Origin of the sequence: Prevotella sp. HJM029 (assembly GCF_000599605.1) — a bacterium.
Classification (GTDB): Bacteria; Bacteroidota; Bacteroidia; order Bacteroidales; family Bacteroidaceae; genus Prevotella.
Genome location: NZ_AZHT01000014.1, coordinates 1 through 22,742 on the forward strand (window position 1 = coordinate 1; position 22,742 = coordinate 22,742).

Sequence of the window (22,742 nt, forward strand, 5' to 3'; positions counted from 1 at the left end):
CGTAATATACAACATAAACGCTTACACACAAAGGGTGTGCACGAAGTTTTTTCATAACTTCATGCACACCCTTTTTGCGTGCATAAATGAATGGGTTGTGTGTACAAAACAAGAATAAAATAACTCACAATATAAAATAGTTTTAACAAAAATGGAGAAAAAAGGAAAACGAAAGTACGAGAAGCCTATAAGTAAGGTTTACTCCCTACAAACCGAGCAGTTTTTACAGACAGCAAGTGTTACACCTAATGGTGAGGCATCAGAAACATCACAATGGGATACTGAACAGGAGCATAGTGGTGGGACTATATATATAGGTAGTGATAGTAATGTTGCCCCCTCAAAGAGTTGGGGTAGCACATGGGAAGACGAGGATTAAAAATAATGAACAATAAGAACTGATTTATAGATCAGCTACTAATAAAATAGAAGAATGAAAAAGATAAAAATAAGTTTGATGTTCCAATATGCAGTTTTCGGTATTGCACTATTGCTATTTACAGCTTGTGGAAATGATGAAAAAGATAGCATCATAGAAAACAACAAAGAGAATGTTGCCAAGACCCTAAAGTTCAAAGTAAACTTTGATGACTATAATGCCGACAAAGAAGTTCAGGCTACACGTGCAGGAGGTGCAATGAATGACACCTTGATTAAACAAAATATAAATATTAGCGATGGAATCAGGGCAGAGGTAATTGTTCAGCGTGATACAACCAAAGTTTCTGCACAGGCCAAAACTCGTACTTTAGAAGACGGAAAATATACAATGTTGGCCTATCAGGCAGGCGTATTTAAAGGTGAAGTGACGGGATATATCACCTCAGGTTATTACGATACAGGCACCTTAGATTCGTATGGATACCCGCAATATGCATGGGGAACTTTTTTCAACTATACAGATAATCATACGATTGAATTAGAACCTGGCACCTATGAATTTGTGCTCTTCAATGATAAGGTTACTCGCAACGGGAATAATCTTACTGTAGATAGGGCTAATGCTGAGACGGCTCTTATAGGTCGAACTACTTACACTGTAAATTCAACATCGCGTCACCAGCAGGTAACATTCCAGATGAAGCATGTCAGTACGCGCATACGTATTAAATGGATGAGCTATACACCGATAGTTAACCCGCAAGGGCAGAGTTGGGCAAATTTTGGTACTGTAACTCAAGCTGTTTATGATGCAGCAACGGGGACATGGTCTACTGGTGCCAGCACGGGACACACTACATCCATGACCTATACGACTCTTAGCTATGCTGATACAAATGGTTTCTATAGTGCAACCAGTGATTATGTTTATTATCTCCCTCCTGTAAATGCAGGAGAGACTCGATTTGACATGGGAGGGCTGGGTGCCTCACAAAGTACCACTTATAATGGTTCTCCTATTCGTTTCAACTTCAGATTACAGCAATTGCCAACCCTCTCCTCCATGACATTAGATGCTAATAGTTCTTATCTAATTACTTTCAAGCTCATGTACAATTTCATTTATTTGATGAGCGATGGCACGACAGGACACTTCGGCGATACTACTTATGGCGGTGGCTCGAAAACACCTGTTGCGATTGTTTTGAGTCAAAGTAAGCGATTGGCTGCAGCATTGAAAGATGCGAATGGGGGAGCTAAACTCAATTGGTATTATAAAGATGTTTGGCCTTTCTATGTACAAAATAACGATAGGATGTTCACTTTACCAGCACAAGCTGAAAATTATGTTGATGATATGAATGGTTATCATTACACATGGGACGCCTCAGGTAGTTATGATGGGATAACTATAAAGGCAAATGAGCAAACAAAATATCCAGCTTTTTATTATGCGGCTCACTATGGAAGTGAATTGGATGCAGACTTATTTGCTAAAAAAGGAATCCACTTAACGAATGGCTTAGAGAATAAACGTTGGCATTTGCCAAGTATGGGTGAGTGGACCTATTTTTTCACAGCTCTGGGCTTGGGGGATAAAACGAACTATCGCTTCTCAGATTATTATAAAACAGAGCTATTTTCTGTATGGACAGGAGGACTTGCCAAAGCTGGCTTTGATCAAGTAGGTGGCTCTTTGTTTATTTCTTCTCCAGCGTTGTATCTACCTTACTATACAAGTACTGAGTATGATAACAGAACGCTTGGCCGTAATATTCTCGCTGGAGCTATATACACGTATCTCCCAAATTTTTATTGGGTACATGTGTTTGAATTTTATGACGACCCTAAATTTGGAATGGCAAAGGCATTTATCTATTATTAGTTGTACGAAACCTCTGCAAAAGTCTTTTTATATCCAAAAGTTAACAATGATAATCAATGAGTTATATTTATGATTTCGCTATCTATATGAGGTTTTGCAGAGGTCTCTGTATAGAATTATATGCAGACTTGCTAACGACTTAGCAAACGTCAAAAAAATAATTTGAGACTTGCTAACGACTTAGCAAACGCCAAAAAAATAATTTGAGACTTGCTAACGACTTAGCAAACGTCAACAAAATAATTTGAGACTTGCTAACGACTTAGCAAACGTCGAAAAAATAATTTGGGACTTGCTAACAACTTAGCAAACGTCAACAAAATAATTTGAGACTTGCTAATGACTTAGCAAACGTCAAAAAAATAATTTGAGACTTGCTAACGACTTAGCAAACGCCAAAAAAATAATTTGGAACTTGCTAACGACTTAGCAAACGTCTTATAAAAGTGAGGATGAAGATAAATAAATTTAAACAACACTATAAAACCCGAGGGGGCATTCTGCCATGAGGGGAAGCCTCCTCACAAATTAAAATTAAATTAAACAAGATGGAAATTGAATTTTTAAATCTGGTGGCCGTGAACAACGGCGCGCATTTCGTGTTCATCGAGTCGGTGTGCAAACGATTAGAGTTGGAGACTGAGTTGTTGAAAAACGAGTATTTTAAAAAGGCGGCCGACGCGCTGAAAGTGGCTTTTAACGAGGAGAACCGCTGTTTTGCATTGTCAAAGAAGCATGCTTCGACCGACGAGATTTTGGCTGCCGATGCCGACCGCGACACGATGCTGTCGGCCTACAACAGGTCGGTGAAGAGCTTTTTGCGTGTGTCAACGCCCGATTTGCATGCGGCGGCTAAAACGCTTTGGCAAAGCTTAGTGGACTATGCCATCAAGCCTACAATGCAATTGGAACGTGAGACGGGTGCGATTAAAAACCTGTTGGACGATTGCGAGCAAAAATACAGCGCTGAGGTGGCTAAATTGGGCTTGCAAACGATGTTGGCATCGTTGAAAACGGCCAATGCGAAGGTCTCAGAACTGCTCTACAGCCGCACCACGGAGCAATCGAAACAGGCTGCAGGTGCGTTGCGCAAGGCACGCCAGGAGTCAGACGAAGCCTATAAACAGGTGCGCAAGGTGGCCAATGCTATGGCGGTGTTGGGGAGTGCCGAGGTGCAGAAACCTTTCGCCGATTTTGTGAATCAGCTCATCAAACGATATGAGGATGAGGTGTTGCCCAAGGCGAAGAAAAAGGATGAGGGCAAGAAGCCGGATGATGAGGATAAGAAGGGCAAAGAGGATAAGAAGCCCGAGGGTGGCGACAAGCCGAAGCCCGATGACAAGAAGCCCGGTGAGGGTGGCGATGACAAGGGTAAGCTCGGTGGTGAACATGGTTCGGTCACGGTGACGCCAAAATCATAAAATTCCATTCATTTAGAGTTGAGGGGGCGGAAGTGCGCGATGCATTTCCGCCCCCGATTGTTGTGGGTGGAGATTGTTTATGTGTTTCGTTTGTGCGGGATTGTGTGTAGATGGTTGATTTCGTTTGTGTGGGATTGCGCGTAAATGGTTATTTTGTTTGTATGGGATTGTGTGGAAAAATATGATGGAGATTGGTAGGGGCGGTGCCTGTGTGCCCGCCCGTGTCGCCCTGCAGGGGCGCATTCGTCGTTCATCCCCCGCGCACAATGCGTGTGTTTTTATTATGGAAACGCCGCTGCGCGAACGTTCGGGCGGGCACGCAGGCGCCGCCCCTACGGCTTCGTTTGGGTGGATTGTGCATGGGACGGTTGATGGCGTTTGGGTTGATTACGTGTAAATGGTTATTTTGTTTGGGCAGATTGTGTGTGGAATGGTTGGTTTCGTTTGGGGAATGGATTGTGCATGGCCTACGCGTTTGGTTTGGATGGGTGATGCGTGCAAATGCCGTTAATCCGCGTGGGCGAAAGGTTGTGGGGAGAATCAAGCCTGTAGGGCTTGTACTTTTGATAGCCCAGGGTTGGCGACGATAGGAGCCTACCCTGGGTAAAGTCGTGTAGGGGAACCTATGCCATCGGCATTGTACTTTCTTTAAATTCATTTGCGTGCGGGGCAATCATCCGTTCGTTGCGCGTGGTAATGTTCCCTTTTTGATGGTGCTCGATGGGCAAAACTCATTGAAGGGGCAGGTGGTGCATTGCGGGCGCTGGCTTTTGCATATGTAGCGACCATGCAGGAGAATCCAATGGTGGGCATCGCTCACTTGGTCGGTGGGAATATGTTTGAGCAGTGCCAATTCTACCTTTAGCGGTGTATTGGCTGTGGTGGGCACCAATCCTAAACGGTGGCTCACACGGAAGACGTGGGTGTCGACGGCTAAGGTGGGTTTGCCAAACCATACGGCTTGCACCACGTTGGCTGTTTTGCGGCCTACCCCCGGCAGCGAGGTGAGTGCTTCGCGTGTGTCGGGCACTTCGCCATGAAACTGCTCCACCAGCATGCGTGACATCTCGCTGAGATGATGGGCTTTGGCATTGGGATAGCTCACGCTTTTAATCAGCTCGAAGATGTCTTCCCATGTGGCTGCGGCCATGGCTTTGGCTGTGGGATAATGGCGAAATAATTCGGGGGTGATTTGGTTGATGCGCTTATCGGTGCACTGGGCGCTAAGCAGTGTGGCTACGAGTAATTGAAATGCGCTTGCGAACTGAAGTTCGGTAGTGACGTGGCCTTCTTTCTGCGCAAAATATTGAAGGATGTAATCAAATCTTTCTTTTCGTGTCATGGCTGCAAAAGTAGAAAAAAATACTATCTTTGCAAAAAATTACAGGATAATATGAACGCAAAACGAATATTGAATTATCTTCGCACGCTCGCTGTCAACAACAATCGCGAGTGGTTTCAGGAACATAAGAATGAGTATGATGCTTGTCGTGCAGATTTTGAGCATGGCATTGAGCTGGCTATTGCAACTATCGCGCAGTTTGATACCGAGGTGGCTCATGTGACGGTGAAAGATGCGTGCTATCGTTTTAATCGTGATACGCGCTTCAGTGAAGATAAAAGTCCCTATAAAAACCATTTGGGTGCTTACATTAATGCTAAGGGCAAGAAGTCGCTGCGGGGTGGTTATTATGTGCATTTGGAACCAGGGAAATGTCTGTTGGCAGTGGGGGGCTATTGGCTACCTACCAACATTCTCACGGCATGTAGGAATGAAATTATGGCACGTATTGGTGAGTGGCGGCAATGTGTTGAGTCGCCCGAGTTTATTCGTCTCTTTGGTCGTCCGAATGAAAGTAGTTGGGATGAATCGGGTGCTAATGGTTTTGGACTGTCGGGGCTAAAGACAGCGCCCAAAGGTTTTCCAAAGGATTATGCGCATGTGGAATATCTGCGGATGAAAGACTATTGTTGCTGGCACCATGTGCCCGACGATTTCTTTGAAGGCGATGGCTGGCTTCACACGATGAGCGAGGTGTTCAAGGTGGGCAAGCCAGCCATGGATTTCATGAATAGCGTTATTGACGATTACGAATAAAAGCTTCGGCGCGCACAAGGTCATCGGGCGTGTCGATGCCCACCGTTTCAAAATCGGTCGTCACAACTTGTATTTTGTAGCCGTTTTGAAGCCAGCGCAATTGTTCTAATGACTCGGCACGTTCGAGCGAGGACATGGATAATTGTGTGATTTCTTTTAGCACATGGCTGCGATAAGCATAAATTCCCAAATGCTTTAAGAACGTGTGGTGATTGAGCCAATCGGCTTTCTCCACGTTACGTATAAATGGGATGATGCTGCGACTGAAATAAAGTGCATAGCCTTGATTGTCGGTTACAATTTTGGGCGAATTGGGGTTTTCTAAAGCTTCGATGGTTTCAAAAGGCTTGCCGAGTGTGGCAATTTGCGTGTGACTATTTTCAAAACAGCGGCAAAGGCTTGTGATTTGTTCTTTTTGAATGAAAGGCTCGTCGCCCTGGATATTTACAGCGACATCAAATTTCCCACCTACCTTTTCTAACGCTTCGGCAATGCGATCGGTGCCAGAAGGGTGATTAGCTGATGTCATAACAGCCTGGCCACCAAAATCGAGTACTGTTTGATAGATGCGCTCATCGTCGGTAGCTACAAACGTGGCATCTAAGGCGCCTGCCACTTGTTCATAGACATGTTGTATAACCGGCTTTCCAGCCAACTTTGCGAGAGGTTTCCCAGGGAAACGTGTCGAGGCATAACGTGCGGGAATCAATCCAATAAATTTCATATTCTTCTTTCCTTTTGTTGTTGATTTGTCGCAAAAGTAATAAAAAATACTAACTAATTTTGTGGAGCAGCATAATTTTCTTACTTTTGACGTGCAATCAAATAACAAGCAATACATTGAAAAAACTATCACTTTCTATTGCGCTTCTGGTGCTTCCTTTATTTTCATCGGCACAAAAGATTGTGCTGGGCACATGCACCACACAAGATGGCGGAACCTATAAAGGACAGATGATGAATGGTAAACCCAATGGGAAAGGTAGCACTGTTTTTAAAAATGGTAATACTTATGTGGGTGAATATATCAAAGGAAAGCGCGAAGGCTATGGCGTCTATTCGTTCTCAGATGGAGAACGTTATGAAGGCGAATGGTTTCAAGATCAGCAGCATGGGCGCGGAACCTATTATTTCGCAAACAACAACAAGTATGTGGGCTTGTGGTTTCGTGACTACCAGCAAGGTTTAGGTACAATGTATTACTATAATGGTGATAAATATGAAGGCTCATGGGTGAAGGACAAACGTGAGGGAAAAGGACGTTATACCTATTCCAGCGGTGCTTATTATGATGGCCAATGGAAAGATGACCAGAAGCATGGTAAGGGGCTCTTTAACTGGGGAGATGGAACTATCTATGATGGCATGTGGGCCAATAACCAACGCTCTGGAAAAGGAACAAATAAATATGCCGATGGTGATGTTTATATAGGCAATTGGGCTGATGATATTCAAAATGGACGTGGCATTTATAAATTCCAGAATGGGGATGTCTATGAAGGAGAATATGTACAAGGCGAACGTACTGGACAAGGAATATTTAAATATGCCAATGGAGATCGTTACACAGGACATTTCTCTGAAGGAGCGAAGGATGGACAAGGAACATTTGAGTGGCATTCGGGCGATGTTTATGTGGGATTGTGGCGTAATGACTTGCAAAATGGTCATGGAAAGCTAACAAAAAAGGCGGGCGATGTGTTCGAAGGGAATTTTAAGAACGGGAAAATAGATGGGAATGTCATCATTTATTACGCCAATGGCAGTCGTTTCAAGGGCACTTACAAGAATGGTATGCGCAATGGTGCAGCTATTGAAGAAGATAAAAATGGTAACCGTTTTGAAGGGGCTTATGTAGACGACCGGCGAGATGGAAGGTTTGTAGAGAAGGATCGCAACGGCAATATTGTGAAGCGAGGACATTACGAAGCGGGTCGCCGTTTTGAAGATTAAAAGTAATAATGTTATAAGAGGAATACCCATGTTTAGCAGGGTATGTGAAAAGAATAGCAACAAAGGTAAATTATAATGGCAAAAGGTTCACAGGCAAAAGATGCTGCTATAAAGAGACCATCACACATTGGGATTGTGAAAAACGATAGCTATTTAGCACCATTTGAAGATGCCATTCGTGGTCGACATGATCATGCCCTATGGAAATTAGCGCAACTTACGCGCGATGGGAAGCAAACATTATCTGATTTTAGTAATGGTTACCAATATTATGGTTTACACAAGTCGCCAAAAGGTTGGGTGTTCAGAGAGTGGGCACCCAATGCTACTGCACTCTATCTTGTCGGTGATTTCAGTAATTGGGAAGAACAAAAACGCTATCAAGCTCACCGAATTGCGGGAACAGACGATTGGGAACTTTGCTTGTCAGAGGAGTTTGTGAAACACGGACAATTTTATAAAATGCATGTAAAATGGGATGGGGGAGAAGGTGAACGGATTCCTGCCTGGGCTACACGTGTAGTGCAAGATGAAACGACCAAGATTTTCTCTGCGCAGGTGTGGAATCTCGACGAGCCTTACCAATGGAAAAAGAAAAGCTTCCATCCCAACAAGTCACCTTTGCTGATATATGAATGCCATGTTGGTATGGCACAAGATGCCGAACGTGTGGGTACCTATCGTGAGTTTCAGGAAAATGTGTTACCACGTATCGTGGCTGATGGCTATAACTGCATTCAAATTATGGCCATTCAAGAACATCCTTATTATGGTTCGTTTGGCTATCATGTGAGTTCATTTTTTGCACCTTCCAGTCGCTTCGGAACTCCAGAAGAGTTAAAGGCACTTATTGATGCCGCCCATGCTGCAGGTGTTGCCGTGATAATGGATATTGTCCATTCTCATGCTGTGAAAAACGAAGTCGAAGGTTTAGGTAATTTGGCTGGTGACCCTAACCAATATTTCTATCCGGGCGATCGTCATGAGCATCCCGCTTGGGATAGCTTATGCTTTGATTATGGAAAAGACAATGTGCTGCATTTTCTTCTTTCTAATTGTAAATATTGGTTAGAAGAGTTCCATTTTGATGGTTTCCGTTTTGATGGAGTTACATCTATGCTCTATTATCATCATGGGTTAGGCGAGGCATTTACAAGTTATGCCGATTATTTCAATGGGCATGAAGACGACAATGCCATTTGCTATCTCATGCTGGCCAATCTGCTGATTCATGAAGTAAATCCACAGGCTATCACGATTGCTGAAGAAGTGAGTGGTATGCCTGGCTTAGCAGCTAAGTTTTCTGCTGGAGGCTATGGGTTCGACTATCGCATGGCAATGAATATTCCTGACTTTTGGATCAAAACTATTAAGGAGTTAAAGGATGAAGATTGGAAACCCAGTTCCATCTTTTGGGAAGTGAAGAATCGACGTGCTGACGAACGAACCATCTCTTATTGTGAAAGCCATGATCAAGCTTTGGTAGGCGATAAGACAATCATCTTCAGACTTATAGATGCAGATATGTATTGGCATTTCAAGAAAGGAGATGAAAATGAAGTTGCTTTCCGAGGAATAGCACTACATAAATTAATTCGCTTGGTAACAGCTTCAACCATCAATGGGGGCTATCTCAATTTTATGGGTAACGAATTTGGACATCCTGAATGGATTGATTTTCCACGTGAAGGAAATGGTTGGAGCCACAAATATGCAAGAAGACAATGGAACTTAGTTGATAATCCGAGACTTGATTATCACTATTTAGGCGATTTTGACAAAGCCATGTTGCAAGTGTTAAAAATGGAGCGTAATTTTATTCGTAAGAAGGTGCAAGAGATATGGCATAATGATGGCGACCAAGTTTTAGCTTTTATGCGGGGCAATTTGCTCTTTGTATTCAATTTCTCACCTGCAAAGTCGTTTACCGATTATGGCTTTTTGGTGCCTGAAGGAAGTTACGAGATTGTGCTTGACAGTGATGCCCCTGCTTTCGGTGGTAACGGACTGAACGACGACGCCATGGTTCATTTCACTTGTCCCGACCCTGTTTATGCTGCGGAGCATAAGGCATGGATAAAATTATACTTGCCTGCACGAACCGCTTTCGTCTTGCATAAAAATTAAGATGCCCATGGATACTAATTATCAAGATGGCACTCCGCACGGCAGTATGGGCTATCGTCTGTGTTGTTTCACCTTGTTTGTAACTTTTTCATTCTGCTATCTTTATTTTTATCAAAACGATGTTCTGGCTACGGCACAGTATATACTGTCACATGGCCAGACGCATTATCATCGCCTTTGGGGAGGGTTGCTCATCACGGCTTTACTCACACTATTCCAGCTTGCAATCAATGGTTATTTCAAGCTGCGTGGCAGTATCTATGTGCTCAGTTATGTTCCCTCATTCCTGCTACTCACATCTGTCACAGCTATGCGCATCAATCCTTCAGAGGGAGTCAGCTGGGGCTGGTGGTGCTGGGCAACTCCAATACTCATAGCCATTTCGTTGTGGATGATGCAGCAAGCTAAGCAATGGCAAACGAATGATGTTCATGGGATAACTCCCTTGTTGAGTGGGAGAGCCTTAGCAAACTATGTGGGCATGTTGCTGCTGTTTGTCTTCGTAAGCTGTTTCTCAAATCATGATAAGTTGCTGCACTATCAGCTCGGTGTGGAACAGTACATGTTGAAACATGAATATGGCGCAGCAGCTAAAGTGGGTGAAAATAGTTTGCAAACCGATTCCTCACTCACCTGTCTGCGCATTTACAATTTATCGCTCATGGGGCAGTTGCCTCATCGACTTTTTCATTATCCCATAGTGGGAGGTGCCGATGCCTTATTGCCTAATGGAAGAAGCGTACGATTTTTCATGTGCCCGATGCTTTCTGTTGGCCAACATTTAGGCGCTGTGTTTAAACAGCACCTGTCGCCCATGCATTATTTGGAATTGATCCATCAGCATAAAATGGCGACCCCTGCAGCGCACGACTATTTGCTTTGCGGCTATCTGCTGCAGGGAAAACTCGATGCTTTTGCTCACACGATTGGCCGTTATTATGCCATCACAGCCTCGTTGCCCAAGCATTATCGTGAAGCGCTGGTGCTCTATAATCACCTGCGTTCTGCACCTTTCGTGCTTTATCACGACAATGTAGTGGATGCCGATTTTGCCGATTTCCAAACCATCATGCACAACAATCCCGACCCAAAGAAGCAGTTAACGGCGTTGCGTGACACTTTTGGCAACACCTATTGGATGTATTATTATCAGCTGCATCACGAACAACTGTAAAATGTGTACTATAATTCTGATGGAAGGTATCGCTTCAACAACTCATTCGGTGGTCAATATGGCCATTACATCGTTGCAGCAACTGATTCGGTGGTCAATATGGCCATTACATCGTTGCAGCAAACGATTCGGGGGTCAATATGGGCCATTACATCGTTGCAGCAAACGATTCGGGGGTCAATATGGGCCATTACATCATTGCAGCAACTGATTCGGTGGTCAATATGGCCTTTTACATCGTTGCGGCGACCTGTTTTCATAAACAAAGTCCTTATTTTGCAGACAAAATGAATTTTCTTAAGAAAAGTCTTGCTCCATTCGGTCTTTTTTAAGACCTTTGGCAGACAATTTATTAAATCCATATATCGTTTAAGTATAATGAACAAATTAAAACTACTGCTTTTAGCTGGACTTTTGTTGGTTGTGGGTTCAGCTACAGCTGCAAAGCAAACCAAACACACGTTTACAATCGCGAATGGAAATTTCCTTTATGACGGAAAACCAACGCAGATTCATTCGGGTGAGTTGCACTATGCGCGCGTTCCGGCTCCTTACTGGCGTCACCGTCTGCAAATGATGAAAGCTATGGGACTGAATGCCGTCACATCGTATGTGTTTTGGAACCATCACGAAACCAGCCCCGGTGTTTGGGATTGGCAGACGGGAAACCACAACATCCGCAATTTCATCAAGATTGCAGGCGAAGAGGGCCTAATGGTGATTTTGCGCCCAGGCCCTTATTGTTGCGCGGAATGGGAGTTCGGAGGTTATCCATGGTGGCTGCCCAAAACCAAAGGTTTGGTTATTCGCACCGACAACAAACCCTTCTTAGATTCTTGTCGTGTGTATATCAATCAGCTGGCTAATCAGGTGCGTGATTTACAAATCACAAAAGGAGGTCCGGTGGTGATGGTGCAAGCCGAGAACGAATTTGGCTCCTACGTGGCACAACGCAAAGATATTCCGTTGGAAGTGCACAAGAAATATGCGGCTCAAATCCGTCAGCAACTGTTAGATGCAGGATTTGATATCCCCATGTTCACATCGGATGGAAGCTGGCTCTTCAAGGGAGGAAGCATTGAGGGCGCATTGCCCACGGCAAATGGCGAAGGCAATATTGAGAAGTTGAAGCAAGTGGTCAACGAATATCATGGAGGAGTAGGCCCCTACATGGTTGCCGAGTTCTATCCAGGCTGGCTCAGCCATTGGGCAGAACCTTTCCCACGTGTTTCAACCGAGAGTATAGTGAAGCAAACCAAGAAATATTTAGATAATGGTGTGAGCTTCAACTACTACATGGTGCATGGCGGAACAAACTTCGGCTTCACGACCGGTGCTAACTATAGCAACGCCACCAATCTGCAACCCGACATGACGAGTTACGATTATGATGCACCTATCAGCGAAGCGGGTTGGGCTACCGAGAAATATAATGCCATTCGTGCGTTGATGATGAAGTCGGTTGCCTACAAAGTGCCCGCTGTTCCTGTCCGCATTCCAGTGATTGCCATACCCAAGATTTCGTTGAACAAGACTGTTGATGTGATGACAATGGTAACAGGAATGAAGGCCGTTGAGAACGACACGCCCATGACTTTTGAGGATCTCAATCAAGGAGCAGGCTATGTGTTGTATCGACGGCACTTCAACCAGCCCATTTCGGGCATGATGCGCGTTAAAGGATTAGCTGATTATGCTGTGGTCTATGTGAATGGTGAAAAGGTGGGAGAGCTGAGCCGCGTGACTGATGTAGATAGCATGGAGGTGAATATCCCCTTTAATGGCGTGTTGGATATCCTTGTTGAGAATATGGGACGCATCAACTATGGTGCGCGTATTGTTGAGAGCTTTAAAGGTATAACTAAACCTGTCACTATAGAAGACAATGAGATTACTGGTGATTGGCAAATGTATTCGTTGCCCATGGATAGAATGCCCGATATGAGCAAACTCGCTGTAGGTTATAAAGCAGGTATGCCCGTGCTCTATGGTGGCAGCTTTACACTTGATAATGTTGGTGATACCTTCCTAGATATGGAGAAGTGGGGTAAAGGCATTGTCTTTGTGAACGGTATTAACTTGGGACGTTACTGGAAGGTTGGTCCGCAACAAACACTTTATTTGCCAGGCTGTTTCCTCAAGAAAGGGAAAAACGACATTGTGGTGTTCGAGCAACTCAATGATGAAAAGAAAGATGAATTGGCAGGTATAACGACACCAATCCTTGACAAATTAGTGAAATGATGTGACCTTTTTTTTAATTATAGCTGCTGACAATCGTCTCTCGATTGTCAGCAGCTTTTTTCTGAGAAGTATAAACTTCTTGTATATTTCAAACTATTTTGCCGCTATGCAAATGTCAAAGATAGGTTTCTTTTGCATAAAACCAGCTCTATATTTTTGCTTTTTTCATTAGAGAACGTTCTACCTTCCTATTTTTTCACTACCTTTGCAACAGGTTCGCACATTAGATGGTGCATAACACAATAGAGAAATAAAAATTAATAATAGTTTTATGACGAAGCAAGTAGAAAAAATCAAACAACTGATTGCTAAACGCGAGCAAGCTCGTCTTGGCGGTGGAGAAAAAGCGATTGAGAAGCAACATGCTCGTGGCAAATATACCGCTCGTGAGCGTATAGAAATGTTGGTTGACGCAGGTAGCTTTGAAGAGTATGATATGTTTAAGCTACACCGCTGCCACAATTTTGGCATGGAGAAGAAACTGTATCTTGGCGATGGTGTTGTTGCTGGTTCTGCGACGATTGATGGCCGATTAGTATATGTTTATGCGCAAGATTTTACCGTGAATGGTGGTTCATTGTCTGAGACGATGGCGCAAAAAATCTGCAAGGTAATGGATATGGCCATGAAGATGGGGGCTCCCATAATCTGCATGAACGATTCAGGAGGTGCACGTATTCAAGAAGGCATATCAGCTTTGGCTGGATATGGTGAAATCTTCGAACGCAACATTTTGGCCAGTGGGGTCATCCCACAAATCAGTGCTATTATGGGGCCGTGTGCTGGTGGTGCAGTATATTCACCAGCATTGACAGACTTCACGATTATGACTGAAGGTACTTCTTACATGTTTCTGACGGGGCCAAAGGTTGTGAAAACTGTTACTGGTGAGGATATTGATGCTGAACATTTGGGTGGTGCTAGTGTACATGCGAGCAAGAGTGGTGTAACCCATTTCACAGCGAAGACAGAAGAAGAATGTATGGAACTCATCAAGAGTTTGCTTTCTTATATTCCATCTAACAACACAGAGACGGCAGCACGTGTAGAATGCACTGACCCCATTGACCGCAAGGATGACTTGTTGAACGAGATTATTCCTGAAGATCCAAACCAGGCTTATGACATGTATAAGGTGATAGCTTCGGTTGTCGACAATGGCGAGTTCTTGGAAGTACAGCCAAAGTTTGCAAAAAATATTATCACTGGTTTTGCTCGTTTCAATGGTCAAAGTGTTGGTGTGGTAGCCAATCAACCTGCAGCCTATGCAGGTGTGTTGGATGTAAATGCCAGTCGTAAGGGTGCTCGCTTCGTGCGTTTCTGTGATGCATTCAATATTCCAATCGTTAGCTTGGTTGATGTGCCAGGATTCTTGCCTGGAACAGGTCAGGAATATAATGCTGTTATTTTGCATGGTGCCCAGTTGCTTTATGCTTATGGTGAAGCTACCGTGCCAAAAATTACCATCAATTTACGCAAGAGTTATGGTGGCTCACACATCGTGATGGGTTGCAAACAATTGCGTTCAGACCTCAATTTTGCATGGCCATCAGCAGAGATTGCTGTGATGGGTGCTAGTGGTGCCGTTGCTGTGCTTTATGGAAAAGAGGCTAAAGCTGTAAAGGATGAAGGTGGGGATGTTAAGGCATTTTTAGCTGAGAAAGAAGGCGAATATAGCGAAATGTTTGCTAATCCTTATCAGGCTGCGCAATTTGGCTATATCGATGATGTAATAGAACCTCGTAATACGCGTTTCCGCATCTGCCGTGGATTGGCACAATTGGCTACTAAGCGGCAAGGCCTTCCTGCTAAGAAGCATGGTTGTATGCCGATGTAAAACGATTTTTAATAGTTTAAAAAAGAGGTGTATAATGGATAAAAATGTTTTTGCAGCCATAGCAATGGCACTCTACGAATACGAAGGAAATAATGTACACGATGAAGAAGCTGGCATTATCACAATCCAACCTCGTGAGACGATGTGGAATGCGAAATTCTTATCGCTAACTCCAAAACCATAAGCAAACAATATGAAAGAATTTAAATATACGATTGATGGCAAGGAATATCAAGTTGCTATCCAAGAAATCAATGAAAATAATGTGGCTTCTATCTGCGTGAATGGTGAAGAATACAAAGTGCAATTAGAGCAGAAGGAGAAAGAAGAAAAGAAGAAAGTTGTGTTGGGCAAGCCTGCTGAAAATTCAGATGATGCAGAGGCACCTGTTGCTGCAGCCAATATCAATGCCAGCAATGCAGTGAAAGCACCACTCCCTGGAACAATCACTGCAATCAGTGTTGAAGTTGGGCAGGAAGTGAAAGCTGGTGAGACCTTAGTTGTATTGGAAGCTATGAAGATGGCTAATAGTATTGAAGCTGAGAAAGATGGTAAGGTTACAGCTATCTGTGTAAAAGTAGGGCAGAGTGTGCTTGAGGAAGACCCCTTGGTTGTGGTAGAATAGATTCAGCTGTACTGGATTTAAGATCTGATAGGATACATATCTCGAGCCATATATCATTGAGATAGTATACATTCTCTATAAAGGAGTATCAAATTTTATAATATAAAAGGAGTGTGCTTTAAAATTCTATTTCCCGTTTATAGTAGGAATATAGATTTTTAAAGCATGCTTTATATAGTATCATTCTATTCTTTGGTGAATACCCATTAAAGAGGTAACCATTAGCCGCTTATTTTCATATATGCAAATTATAATTTGCATGTACGTAATTTAAGGAGTGAAATATAATATGGCCACTGAAAGACGGATTAAAGACTCTTTCAGTGACCATTCACAAATACAGAGCTCTTGTGGTGTGCCGCTTATATAAATAAGAATAGTTATTTTACAATTCCTTTTTCCAAATATTCTGCCAAATTAGTTCTAACCTTTTCGGCTGCTCCTTCAGAAGCTACTTTGGCCATATCGCTGTCTACCATGATACGTACTAACTCTTCGAACGATGTTTTAGCAGGATCCCAACCCAATTTTGCTTTCGCTTTTGTAGGGTCACCCCAAAGATTGACCACATCGGTGGGTCGATAGAAGTCGGGGCTCACTTCAATGAGCACTTTCCCCGTGGCTTTGTCGATGCCCTTCTCGTTGAGTCCTTCGCCTTGAAATTCGAGTTCAATGCCAACGTGTTTAAATGCTTGAAAACAGAAGTCACGTACACTATGCTGCACGCCAGTGGCAATGACAAAATCTTCGGGTGTAGGATGTTGCAAAATGAGCCACATACACTCAACATAATCTTTTGCGTAGCCCCAATCGCGCAGTGAGCTGAGGTTGCCCAAGAAGAGTTTATCCTGCTTTCCTTGTTTGATGCGTGCTGCTGCCAGTGTGATTTTGCGTGTGACGAAAGTTTCACCACGGCGCTCACTCTCGTGGTTGAATAGGATGCCCGAGCAGCAATACATGTTGTAGGCTTCGCGATATTCTTTCACAATCCAAAAGCCATATTGCTTGGCCACAGCATAGGGGCTGTAGGGGTGGAAGGGGGTATTTTCATTTTGTGGCACTTCTTCTACTTTTCCATAGAGCTCAGAGGTGCTGGCTTGGTAGATGCGGCATTGCTCGGTGAGTCCTAATTGTCGCACGGCTTCCAAAATGCGTAATACACCAACGGCATCTACATCGGCCGTAAATTCGGGTGAATCGAAACTCACTTGTACATGGCTCTGGGCGGCTAAATTATAAATTTCTGTAGGGTGTGTGCGTCCAATAACTCCCAAGATGCTCATAGAGTCTCCCAAATCGGCATAATGCAAATGAAAATGTGGCAACCCTTCAAGATGGGCTATGCGTTCGCGAAAGTCTACCGACGAGCGGCGGATGGTGCCATGCACCTCATAGCCTTTTTCTAATAGGAACTCGGCAAGGTAGGAGCCGTCTTGCCCCGTGATGCCCGTGATGAGTGCTACTTTTTCTTTCATATCTAAATTTTATTGTTGTTCGGAGAATTGTTTGATGCGTTGTTCTTCTGAAAGTTTACAAATGAGCAATCTGTTGGCGTTCTCGGCTACAATATAGCCATCGAGCCCTTGCACAATGACTTGTTTCTCGTGTAGGGTGTGGATGATGCAGTCGTGCGTATCAAAGACGGCAATGTCCTGTCCTATCAGTGCATTGTTATAGAGATCTTTTCTGCTTTGTGCCAACAAACTGCCCCATGTTCCTAAGTCGCTCCAGCCAAAATCGGCAGGGCAGACAAAGATTTCTTCGGCCTTTTCCATGATGGCATAGTCGACCGAAATGCTCTCGCACTCAGGATAGCGCGCGTCAATCATTTCCTGTTCTGCGGGTGTGCCATAGAGCTTTTCCATGCCTTCGAATATGCGTGATAATGCGGGCTGATAAACGCGGAATGCGTTGACGATGGTGCTCACATTCCAGATGAAGATGCCTGCGTTCCAAAAATAATTGTTTTCGCGGATATATTTCAAGGCCGTTTCAGCATCGGGCTTCTCTCTAAAGGAGTCTACGCGATAGATTTCATGGTTGCGTGGCGAGGAAGCTGAAAGGTCGGCTTGAATGTAGCCATAGCCTGTTTCGGGGCGCGTGGGGCGCATGCCCAAGGTGACGATAGCATCGGTCTCGCCCGCAAATTTCAAGCACGACGCCACCACGCGTTGAAACTCTATGGTATTGGTCACCACATGGTCGCTCGGCGTCACCACCACATTGGCTTTGGGGTTGAGCGTTTTGATGCGCCAACTGACATAGGCAATGCAAGGCGCGGTGTTGCGTCGGCACGGCTCCGTCAGGATATTTTCTGCGGGGATTTCGGGCAGTTGATCTTTGCACAAATCATAATAGTTCTTGTTAGTGACCACCCACACATTCTCGGGCGAGCAAATGCCTTGGAAACGCTCAAAAGTGAGTTGCAGCAGCGATTTGCCAACACCTAATACATCAATAAATTGTTTCGGACAATCTGTCGTGCTCATGGGCCAAAACCTGCTGCCCACGCCACCAGCCATGATAACTAAATGATTGTTCTTATCCGCCATATTCTTTTTTTTAAATTTACGATTTCGCCCCAAAGGTAATCATTTTTTTCTTAACAGCCTACTAACGGGCAATCGAACATCGTTTTGTAGCACCATCATCTCACTGGCAAAGGCTTTTCTGCCACGACATCTTGCTGTCAGTTCGCCGGACGAACCGCTTTCCTGTGATAAGACATGCGAATAGTTGGTGGCGAACTATTCGCCACGACTATAACTCTTTTTTGTGCAGCGGCAAACTGTTCGCCACGACTATAAACTCTTTTTAATGCAGCGGCGAACTATTCGCCGCGACTATAAATTCATTTTGTGCAGCGGCAAACTATTCGCCACGACTATAAATTCATTTTTGTGCAGCGGCGAACTATTCGCCACGACTATAAATTCATTTTGTGCAGCGGCAAACTATTCGCCGCGACTATAAATTCATTTTGTGCAGCGGCAAACTATTCGCCACGACTATAAACTCTTTTTGTGCAGCGGCAAACTATTCGCCACGACTATAAACTCTTTTTTGTGCAGCGACAAACTATTCGCCAGCAATCTTTTTCGTTTTAGTCCGTCGTCGAAGCCTCTTCCAGCAACCATTTTTTGAATTAATCCGTCGGCAGATTCTTCTGGCTATAATTGAAATCGGTTTTTGTGTTTCGCACGCGTGGGGCGCATGTTGTCCAATCCGCTACCGAAGCCTTCAAAGCCCGAGCTGCCCATAGAGAAGCCGCCGCCTTTGGCAAAACCGCGGTATTGTGCCCAGCGATCCATGATGCGGTTGACATAGGCGGTGGTTTCGGTTCCGCGCATGTAGCCATATTTCACTACGGGGTCGCGATAGTAGGTGGGTGTGGTGAGATGCAAGATGAACTCTTGCACGTCAGTCCAGCGGTGGGCATCTTTCCCATATTTTCGTGCTAAAGCCATGGCATCGCGAATGTGGAAGAAGCCGCCGTTATAGCTGGCCAGAACAAAGCAGGCACGATCGAGTGGATTGGGGATGTCGCGAAACTTAGCTGTGAGTTCACGAATGTATTTTGCAGCTCCTGCAATGTTCTGCTCGGGGTCAAAGAGCATGTTGCGGGGAATGCCCAAATGGTCGGCCGTGGAAGGAATGATTTGCATGAGTCCGCAAGCGCCAGCCCAGGAACGTGCGTTAGGATCGAAGGTGGATTCCTGATAGCATTGTGCTGCCAGCAGGCGCCAATCCCAATCTGCTAACATGGCATAACGCTTGAAGAGGGCATCCCATTGCGAAATGACGCCACCCGAGCGATTGAGCATGGGCGAATAGACGTGGCGCGTGACGCTGCGCGCAGACAGCGCAAATTGCTCCTCACGTGTTGCGGCAGCGAGCAGAGCTGGCTTAAACCAACTGTTGAGCGAGTCGGCTAATGAGGTGTTTCCCTGTTGCACAGCCCACTGTGCTTTGCCCGTTTTAACACCGCAGTAGAGGATGTTGCGATAAGTGTGGGGCAGGGGAAAGGCGATGAGGTCGCCGTCGCCCTTTTGCAAGCGGTACACCATCTCTGTGGTATCCTTACATACTTCAACACGCAGCTGCACGCCCAACTGCTGGGCAAAGCGTTCGGCCAACAGGTATTGTAAGCCCATGCCACGCCCCTGATAATCATAATAGGTCGTTGGTCCCGACATAGTGAGCACAATCAATTCGCCATTATCCTGGATGTCGGCCAGCGAGAACTGGTGTTGATTGGTGCTATCCTTCCCATTAAATTCTGTACCCCATGGAGTATATTGCGCTTCCTTATGGCCTTTGCAAGCGTATAGGAAAGCAAGTATTATGCTCATTAAAATAGCCGTAATTTCTATATTGGACAGGCGCATGTTGTGATAATTAAAACTGGCGTTGCAAAATTACAATTTTATTTGGGAATATTTTAAGTCCTTCCAATCTAAAATTAATCAACAAGGAGATGCATTATACAAACCAACCCTACTCACAGAATTTTGTGATAAGCGTCCCATCAAAAGCAATAGCTAAAAGTGATATTATTTGTATATAAAAGCATTTCGACCTGTTTAAAAACCACTTATCTATTTAACTATTCCGGCAATGCCTCCAATTTATGTAAGTAGGTGGAAATGATATGCTTTATGTTCCATCTTTTCATGCTAAAAAACGAAAAACCTATCAATAAATTTTCATATCCAATAGAAAACTCGTATATTTGCAAGCCCTAAAGAACAAATAGGCAAATAGATATAACAAAATAAGGCTAATAGAATTATGACGAAAGCAGAAATTGTAAATGAGATAGCATTATCTACTGGTGTGCAGCGGAAAGATGTTTCTGTTGTTGTGGAAAGCTTCATGGAAGTCGTTAAAAATAGCATGCTCAAGAATAAGGAGAATGTTTATTTGCGCGGTTTTGGAAGCTTTATTATTAAGCATCGGGCAGCAAAGACTGCACGTAATATATCAAAGAATGTAACGATTACAATAGATGCACATGACCTGCCGAGCTTCAAACCATCGAAGTCTTTTGTTGCACAGATGAATCAAGAATAAATCAATTTAGTAAATCACATAAAATTTAGAATTATTATGCCAAACGGAAAGAAGAAAAAGGGCCACAAGATGGCAACGCACAAGCGCAAAAAAAGATTACGTAAGAATAGACACAAAAGCAAATAAATAGTTTGTGGCTATCACGCTTTAGGGGCATGTCTGTGCATCACAAGAAGCTATGACATGCCCTTTTTTATAATAGAAACAAAAACTAAGTAATATAAGGTAATTAAAAGATGACCAGCGAAGTAGTAATTGACGTCAGAGAAAAAGAAGTCTCGATTGCATTGCTGGAGGATAAAAATCTCGTTGAATATCAGAACGAGCCTCGGCAGGCATCATTCTCTGTTGGAAATATCTATGTGGCAAAGGTTAAGAAGCTCATGCCTGGGCTAAATGCCTGCTTCGTAGATCTCGGTTATGAACGCGATGCTTTTCTACATTATTTAGACTTAGGTAGTCAATTTAATTCTTACAATAAATACCTTAAACAGGTATGTAGCGATAGGAAAAAGCTTTATCCCTTTAGTAAGGCACAACGATTGCCCGATATAAAGAAGGACGATACTATTCAGCAGGTTCTTAGTGTTGGACAGGAGGTTTTCGTTCAAATCATTAAAGAGCCAATCTCAACAAAAGGACCACGATTGACTGGCGAATTGTCTTTTGCAGGGCGATTTATTGTACTGATTCCATTTGGAGATAAGGTGTCGGTCTCATCAAAAATTAAAAGTGGTGAAGAACGAGCACGTTTAAAACAGCTCATCTATAGTATAAAACCAAAGAATTGTGGTGTGATTGTTCGCACGGTGGCTGAAGGTAAACGTGTGGCCGAGTTGGACAATGAAATGAAGGTGCTCACTAAACGGTGGGAAAAAGCTATTTCAAAAGCACAAAAAAATGCTAAACGTCCACAATTAGTATTTGAAGAAACAGGTAGAGCTATCGCGATGTTGCGCGATTTGTTTAATCCCAGTTTTGAGCACATCTACGTCAACAATGAAGAGGTTTACAACGAGATTAAGCATTACTTGACACTCATTGCACCTGAGAAAGCAGATATTGTAAAACTCTACACGGGGAAAACTCCTATCTTTGATAATTTCAACATCACCAAACAAATTAAATCAAGTTTTGGTAGGACCATTAATTATAAGCATGGTGCCTACTTGATAATTGAACATACTGAAGCACTCCATGTGGTTGATGTGAATAGTGGAAATCGCTCAAGAGCAAAAAATGGACAAGAAGCAAATGCACTTGATGTGAATTTAGGAGCAGCTGATGAGTTGGCACGGCAGTTGAGATTGCGTGATATGGGAGGCATTATCGTTGTTGATTTTATCGATATGCATCTTGCAGAAGATCGTCAAATGCTTTATGAGCGGATGTGCAAAAACATGCAGAAAGACCGTGCTCGTCACAATATTTTACCTTTGAGTAAATTTGGTTTGATGCAAATTACACGCCAACGTGTGCGTCCTGCTATGGATGTGAATGTCGAAGAAGACTGCCCCACTTGTAATGGGACGGGGAAGATTCGTTCGAGCATTCTATTCACAGACCAATTAGAAAGAAAAATTGACCGCCTTATCAACAAGATTGGCATCACGAAGTTCTATTTACATGTTCATCCATATGTTGCAGCCTATATTAATAAGGGTTTCCTTTCCCTTAAACGAAAATGGCAAATTAAATATGGTTTTGGTATCCATGTCATTCCTTCACAGAAACTTGCATTTTTGCAATACGAATTCTATGATGATGAAGGGACTTTCATAGACATGAAAGAGGAAATAGAAACAAAGTAATGAAATAAATAAAAAGGCTTGCAAATTTGCAAGTCTTTTTGTTTATTATTTGGTGGAGGATGTTGTAATCGTAGGCCTACGGACTGAGTATACAAAAGTTGGTGTTACCCTGA

General features: G+C 43.7%; 20 protein-coding genes. 15 read left to right on the forward strand and 5 right to left on the reverse strand.

The window, feature by feature from the left end:
- Window positions 1–151 precede the first annotated feature (151 nt).
- From X919_RS0101205 to X919_RS0101220, 4 genes are all read left to right on the forward strand, one after another.
- Window positions 152–379, forward strand: a complete 228-nt coding sequence (locus tag X919_RS0101205; RefSeq protein WP_028898678.1) for a hypothetical protein — start codon at window positions 152–154, stop codon at window positions 377–379.
- Between the two features lie 54 nt (window positions 380–433).
- Entirely contained in the window at window positions 434–2,266 is a 1,833-nt protein-coding gene (locus tag X919_RS15615) for a hypothetical protein (RefSeq protein WP_051502357.1), read from the forward strand.
- A 548-nt stretch (window positions 2,267–2,814) separates the two neighbouring features.
- Window positions 2,815–3,687, forward strand: coding sequence for a DUF6261 family protein (locus X919_RS0101215; protein WP_028898679.1), 873 nt, complete (start codon window positions 2,815–2,817; stop codon window positions 3,685–3,687).
- A 181-nt stretch (window positions 3,688–3,868) separates the two neighbouring features.
- Window positions 3,869–4,084, forward strand: a complete 216-nt coding sequence (locus tag X919_RS0101220) for a hypothetical protein (RefSeq protein WP_028898680.1) — start codon at window positions 3,869–3,871, stop codon at window positions 4,082–4,084.
- 276 nt (window positions 4,085–4,360) lie between these two features.
- Here X919_RS0101220 and nth read toward each other — a convergent pair whose 3' ends face one another.
- Window positions 4,361–5,029: an endonuclease III gene (nth, locus tag X919_RS0101225; RefSeq protein ID WP_028898681.1), complete on the reverse strand. Its 669-nt coding sequence runs from the start codon at window positions 5,027–5,029 to the stop codon at window positions 4,361–4,363.
- A 51-nt stretch (window positions 5,030–5,080) separates the two neighbouring features.
- Between nth and X919_RS0101230 the strand changes: the two genes are divergently transcribed.
- Window positions 5,081–5,785: a DUF2461 domain-containing protein gene (locus X919_RS0101230; RefSeq protein WP_028898682.1), complete on the forward strand. Its 705-nt coding sequence runs from the start codon at window positions 5,081–5,083 to the stop codon at window positions 5,783–5,785.
- Here the strand turns inward: X919_RS0101230 and kdsB are convergent.
- The gene (gene kdsB, locus X919_RS0101235; protein ID WP_028898683.1) at window positions 5,766–6,509 is read right to left on the reverse strand and encodes a 3-deoxy-manno-octulosonate cytidylyltransferase; all 744 of its coding nucleotides are present in this window, start codon (window positions 6,507–6,509) and stop codon (window positions 5,766–5,768) included. The two genes, X919_RS0101230 and kdsB, sit on opposite strands and share 20 nt — an antisense overlap.
- A 116-nt stretch (window positions 6,510–6,625) precedes the next feature.
- Between kdsB and X919_RS0101240 the strand changes: the two genes are divergently transcribed.
- From X919_RS0101240 to X919_RS0101275, 8 genes are all read left to right on the forward strand, one after another.
- Window positions 6,626–7,738 carry a phosphatidylinositol-4-phosphate 5-kinase gene (locus tag X919_RS0101240; protein ID WP_028898684.1) on the forward strand — a complete coding sequence of 371 codons (1,113 nt, stop codon included), beginning with the start codon at window positions 6,626–6,628 and terminating at the stop codon, window positions 7,736–7,738.
- A gap of 75 nt (window positions 7,739–7,813) precedes the next feature.
- Window positions 7,814–9,865 carry an alpha amylase C-terminal domain-containing protein gene (locus X919_RS0101245; RefSeq protein ID WP_028898685.1) on the forward strand — a complete coding sequence of 684 codons (2,052 nt, stop codon included), beginning with the start codon at window positions 7,814–7,816 and terminating at the stop codon, window positions 9,863–9,865.
- Between the two features lie 7 nt (window positions 9,866–9,872).
- Entirely contained in the window at window positions 9,873–11,039 is a 1,167-nt protein-coding gene (locus tag X919_RS0101250) for a DUF6057 family protein (protein WP_051502361.1), read from the forward strand.
- Window positions 11,040–11,179: 140 nt separating this feature from the next.
- The gene (locus tag X919_RS0101255; RefSeq protein WP_028898687.1) at window positions 11,180–11,371 is read left to right on the forward strand and encodes a hypothetical protein; all 192 of its coding nucleotides are present in this window, start codon (window positions 11,180–11,182) and stop codon (window positions 11,369–11,371) included.
- Between the two features lie 46 nt (window positions 11,372–11,417).
- Window positions 11,418–13,283, forward strand: a complete 1,866-nt coding sequence (locus X919_RS0101260; RefSeq protein WP_028898688.1) for a beta-galactosidase — start codon at window positions 11,418–11,420, stop codon at window positions 13,281–13,283.
- Window positions 13,284–13,554: 271 nt separating this feature from the next.
- Window positions 13,555–15,120, forward strand: coding sequence for an acyl-CoA carboxylase subunit beta (locus tag X919_RS0101265; protein WP_028898689.1), 1,566 nt, complete (start codon window positions 13,555–13,557; stop codon window positions 15,118–15,120).
- A gap of 34 nt (window positions 15,121–15,154) precedes the next feature.
- A complete protein-coding gene (locus X919_RS16795) occupies window positions 15,155–15,304 on the forward strand; it encodes a hypothetical protein (RefSeq protein WP_172642703.1) in 150 nt (49 codons plus the stop codon).
- Between the two features lie 9 nt (window positions 15,305–15,313).
- Window positions 15,314–15,745 (forward strand): acetyl-CoA carboxylase biotin carboxyl carrier protein, encoded by a 432-nt coding sequence (locus tag X919_RS0101275; RefSeq protein WP_028898690.1) that lies wholly within the window; start codon window positions 15,314–15,316, stop codon window positions 15,743–15,745.
- A gap of 380 nt (window positions 15,746–16,125) precedes the next feature.
- Here X919_RS0101275 and gmd read toward each other — a convergent pair whose 3' ends face one another.
- The 3 genes from gmd to X919_RS0101290 all read right to left on the reverse strand — a co-directional run bounded on the left by gmd (window position 16,126) and on the right by X919_RS0101290 (window position 20,097).
- Entirely contained in the window at window positions 16,126–17,220 is a 1,095-nt protein-coding gene (gene gmd / locus X919_RS14545) for a GDP-mannose 4,6-dehydratase (RefSeq protein WP_051502359.1), read from the reverse strand.
- Between the two features lie 9 nt (window positions 17,221–17,229).
- A complete protein-coding gene (locus tag X919_RS0101285) occupies window positions 17,230–18,297 on the reverse strand; it encodes a mannose-1-phosphate guanylyltransferase (RefSeq protein WP_028898691.1) in 1,068 nt (355 codons plus the stop codon).
- Between the two features lie 618 nt (window positions 18,298–18,915).
- Window positions 18,916–20,097, reverse strand: a complete 1,182-nt coding sequence (locus X919_RS0101290; protein ID WP_305809439.1) for an MltF family protein — start codon at window positions 20,095–20,097, stop codon at window positions 18,916–18,918.
- Window positions 20,098–20,536: 439 nt separating this feature from the next.
- Here X919_RS0101290 and X919_RS0101295 point away from each other — a divergent pair, with 439 nt between their 5' ends.
- Entirely contained in the window at window positions 20,537–20,818 is a 282-nt protein-coding gene (locus tag X919_RS0101295) for an HU family DNA-binding protein (RefSeq protein ID WP_028898693.1), read from the forward strand.
- 236 nt (window positions 20,819–21,054) lie between these two features.
- The gene (locus tag X919_RS0101300; protein ID WP_028898694.1) at window positions 21,055–22,629 is read left to right on the forward strand and encodes an Rne/Rng family ribonuclease; all 1,575 of its coding nucleotides are present in this window, start codon (window positions 21,055–21,057) and stop codon (window positions 22,627–22,629) included.
- The last annotated feature ends 113 nt before the right edge of the window (window positions 22,630–22,742 follow it).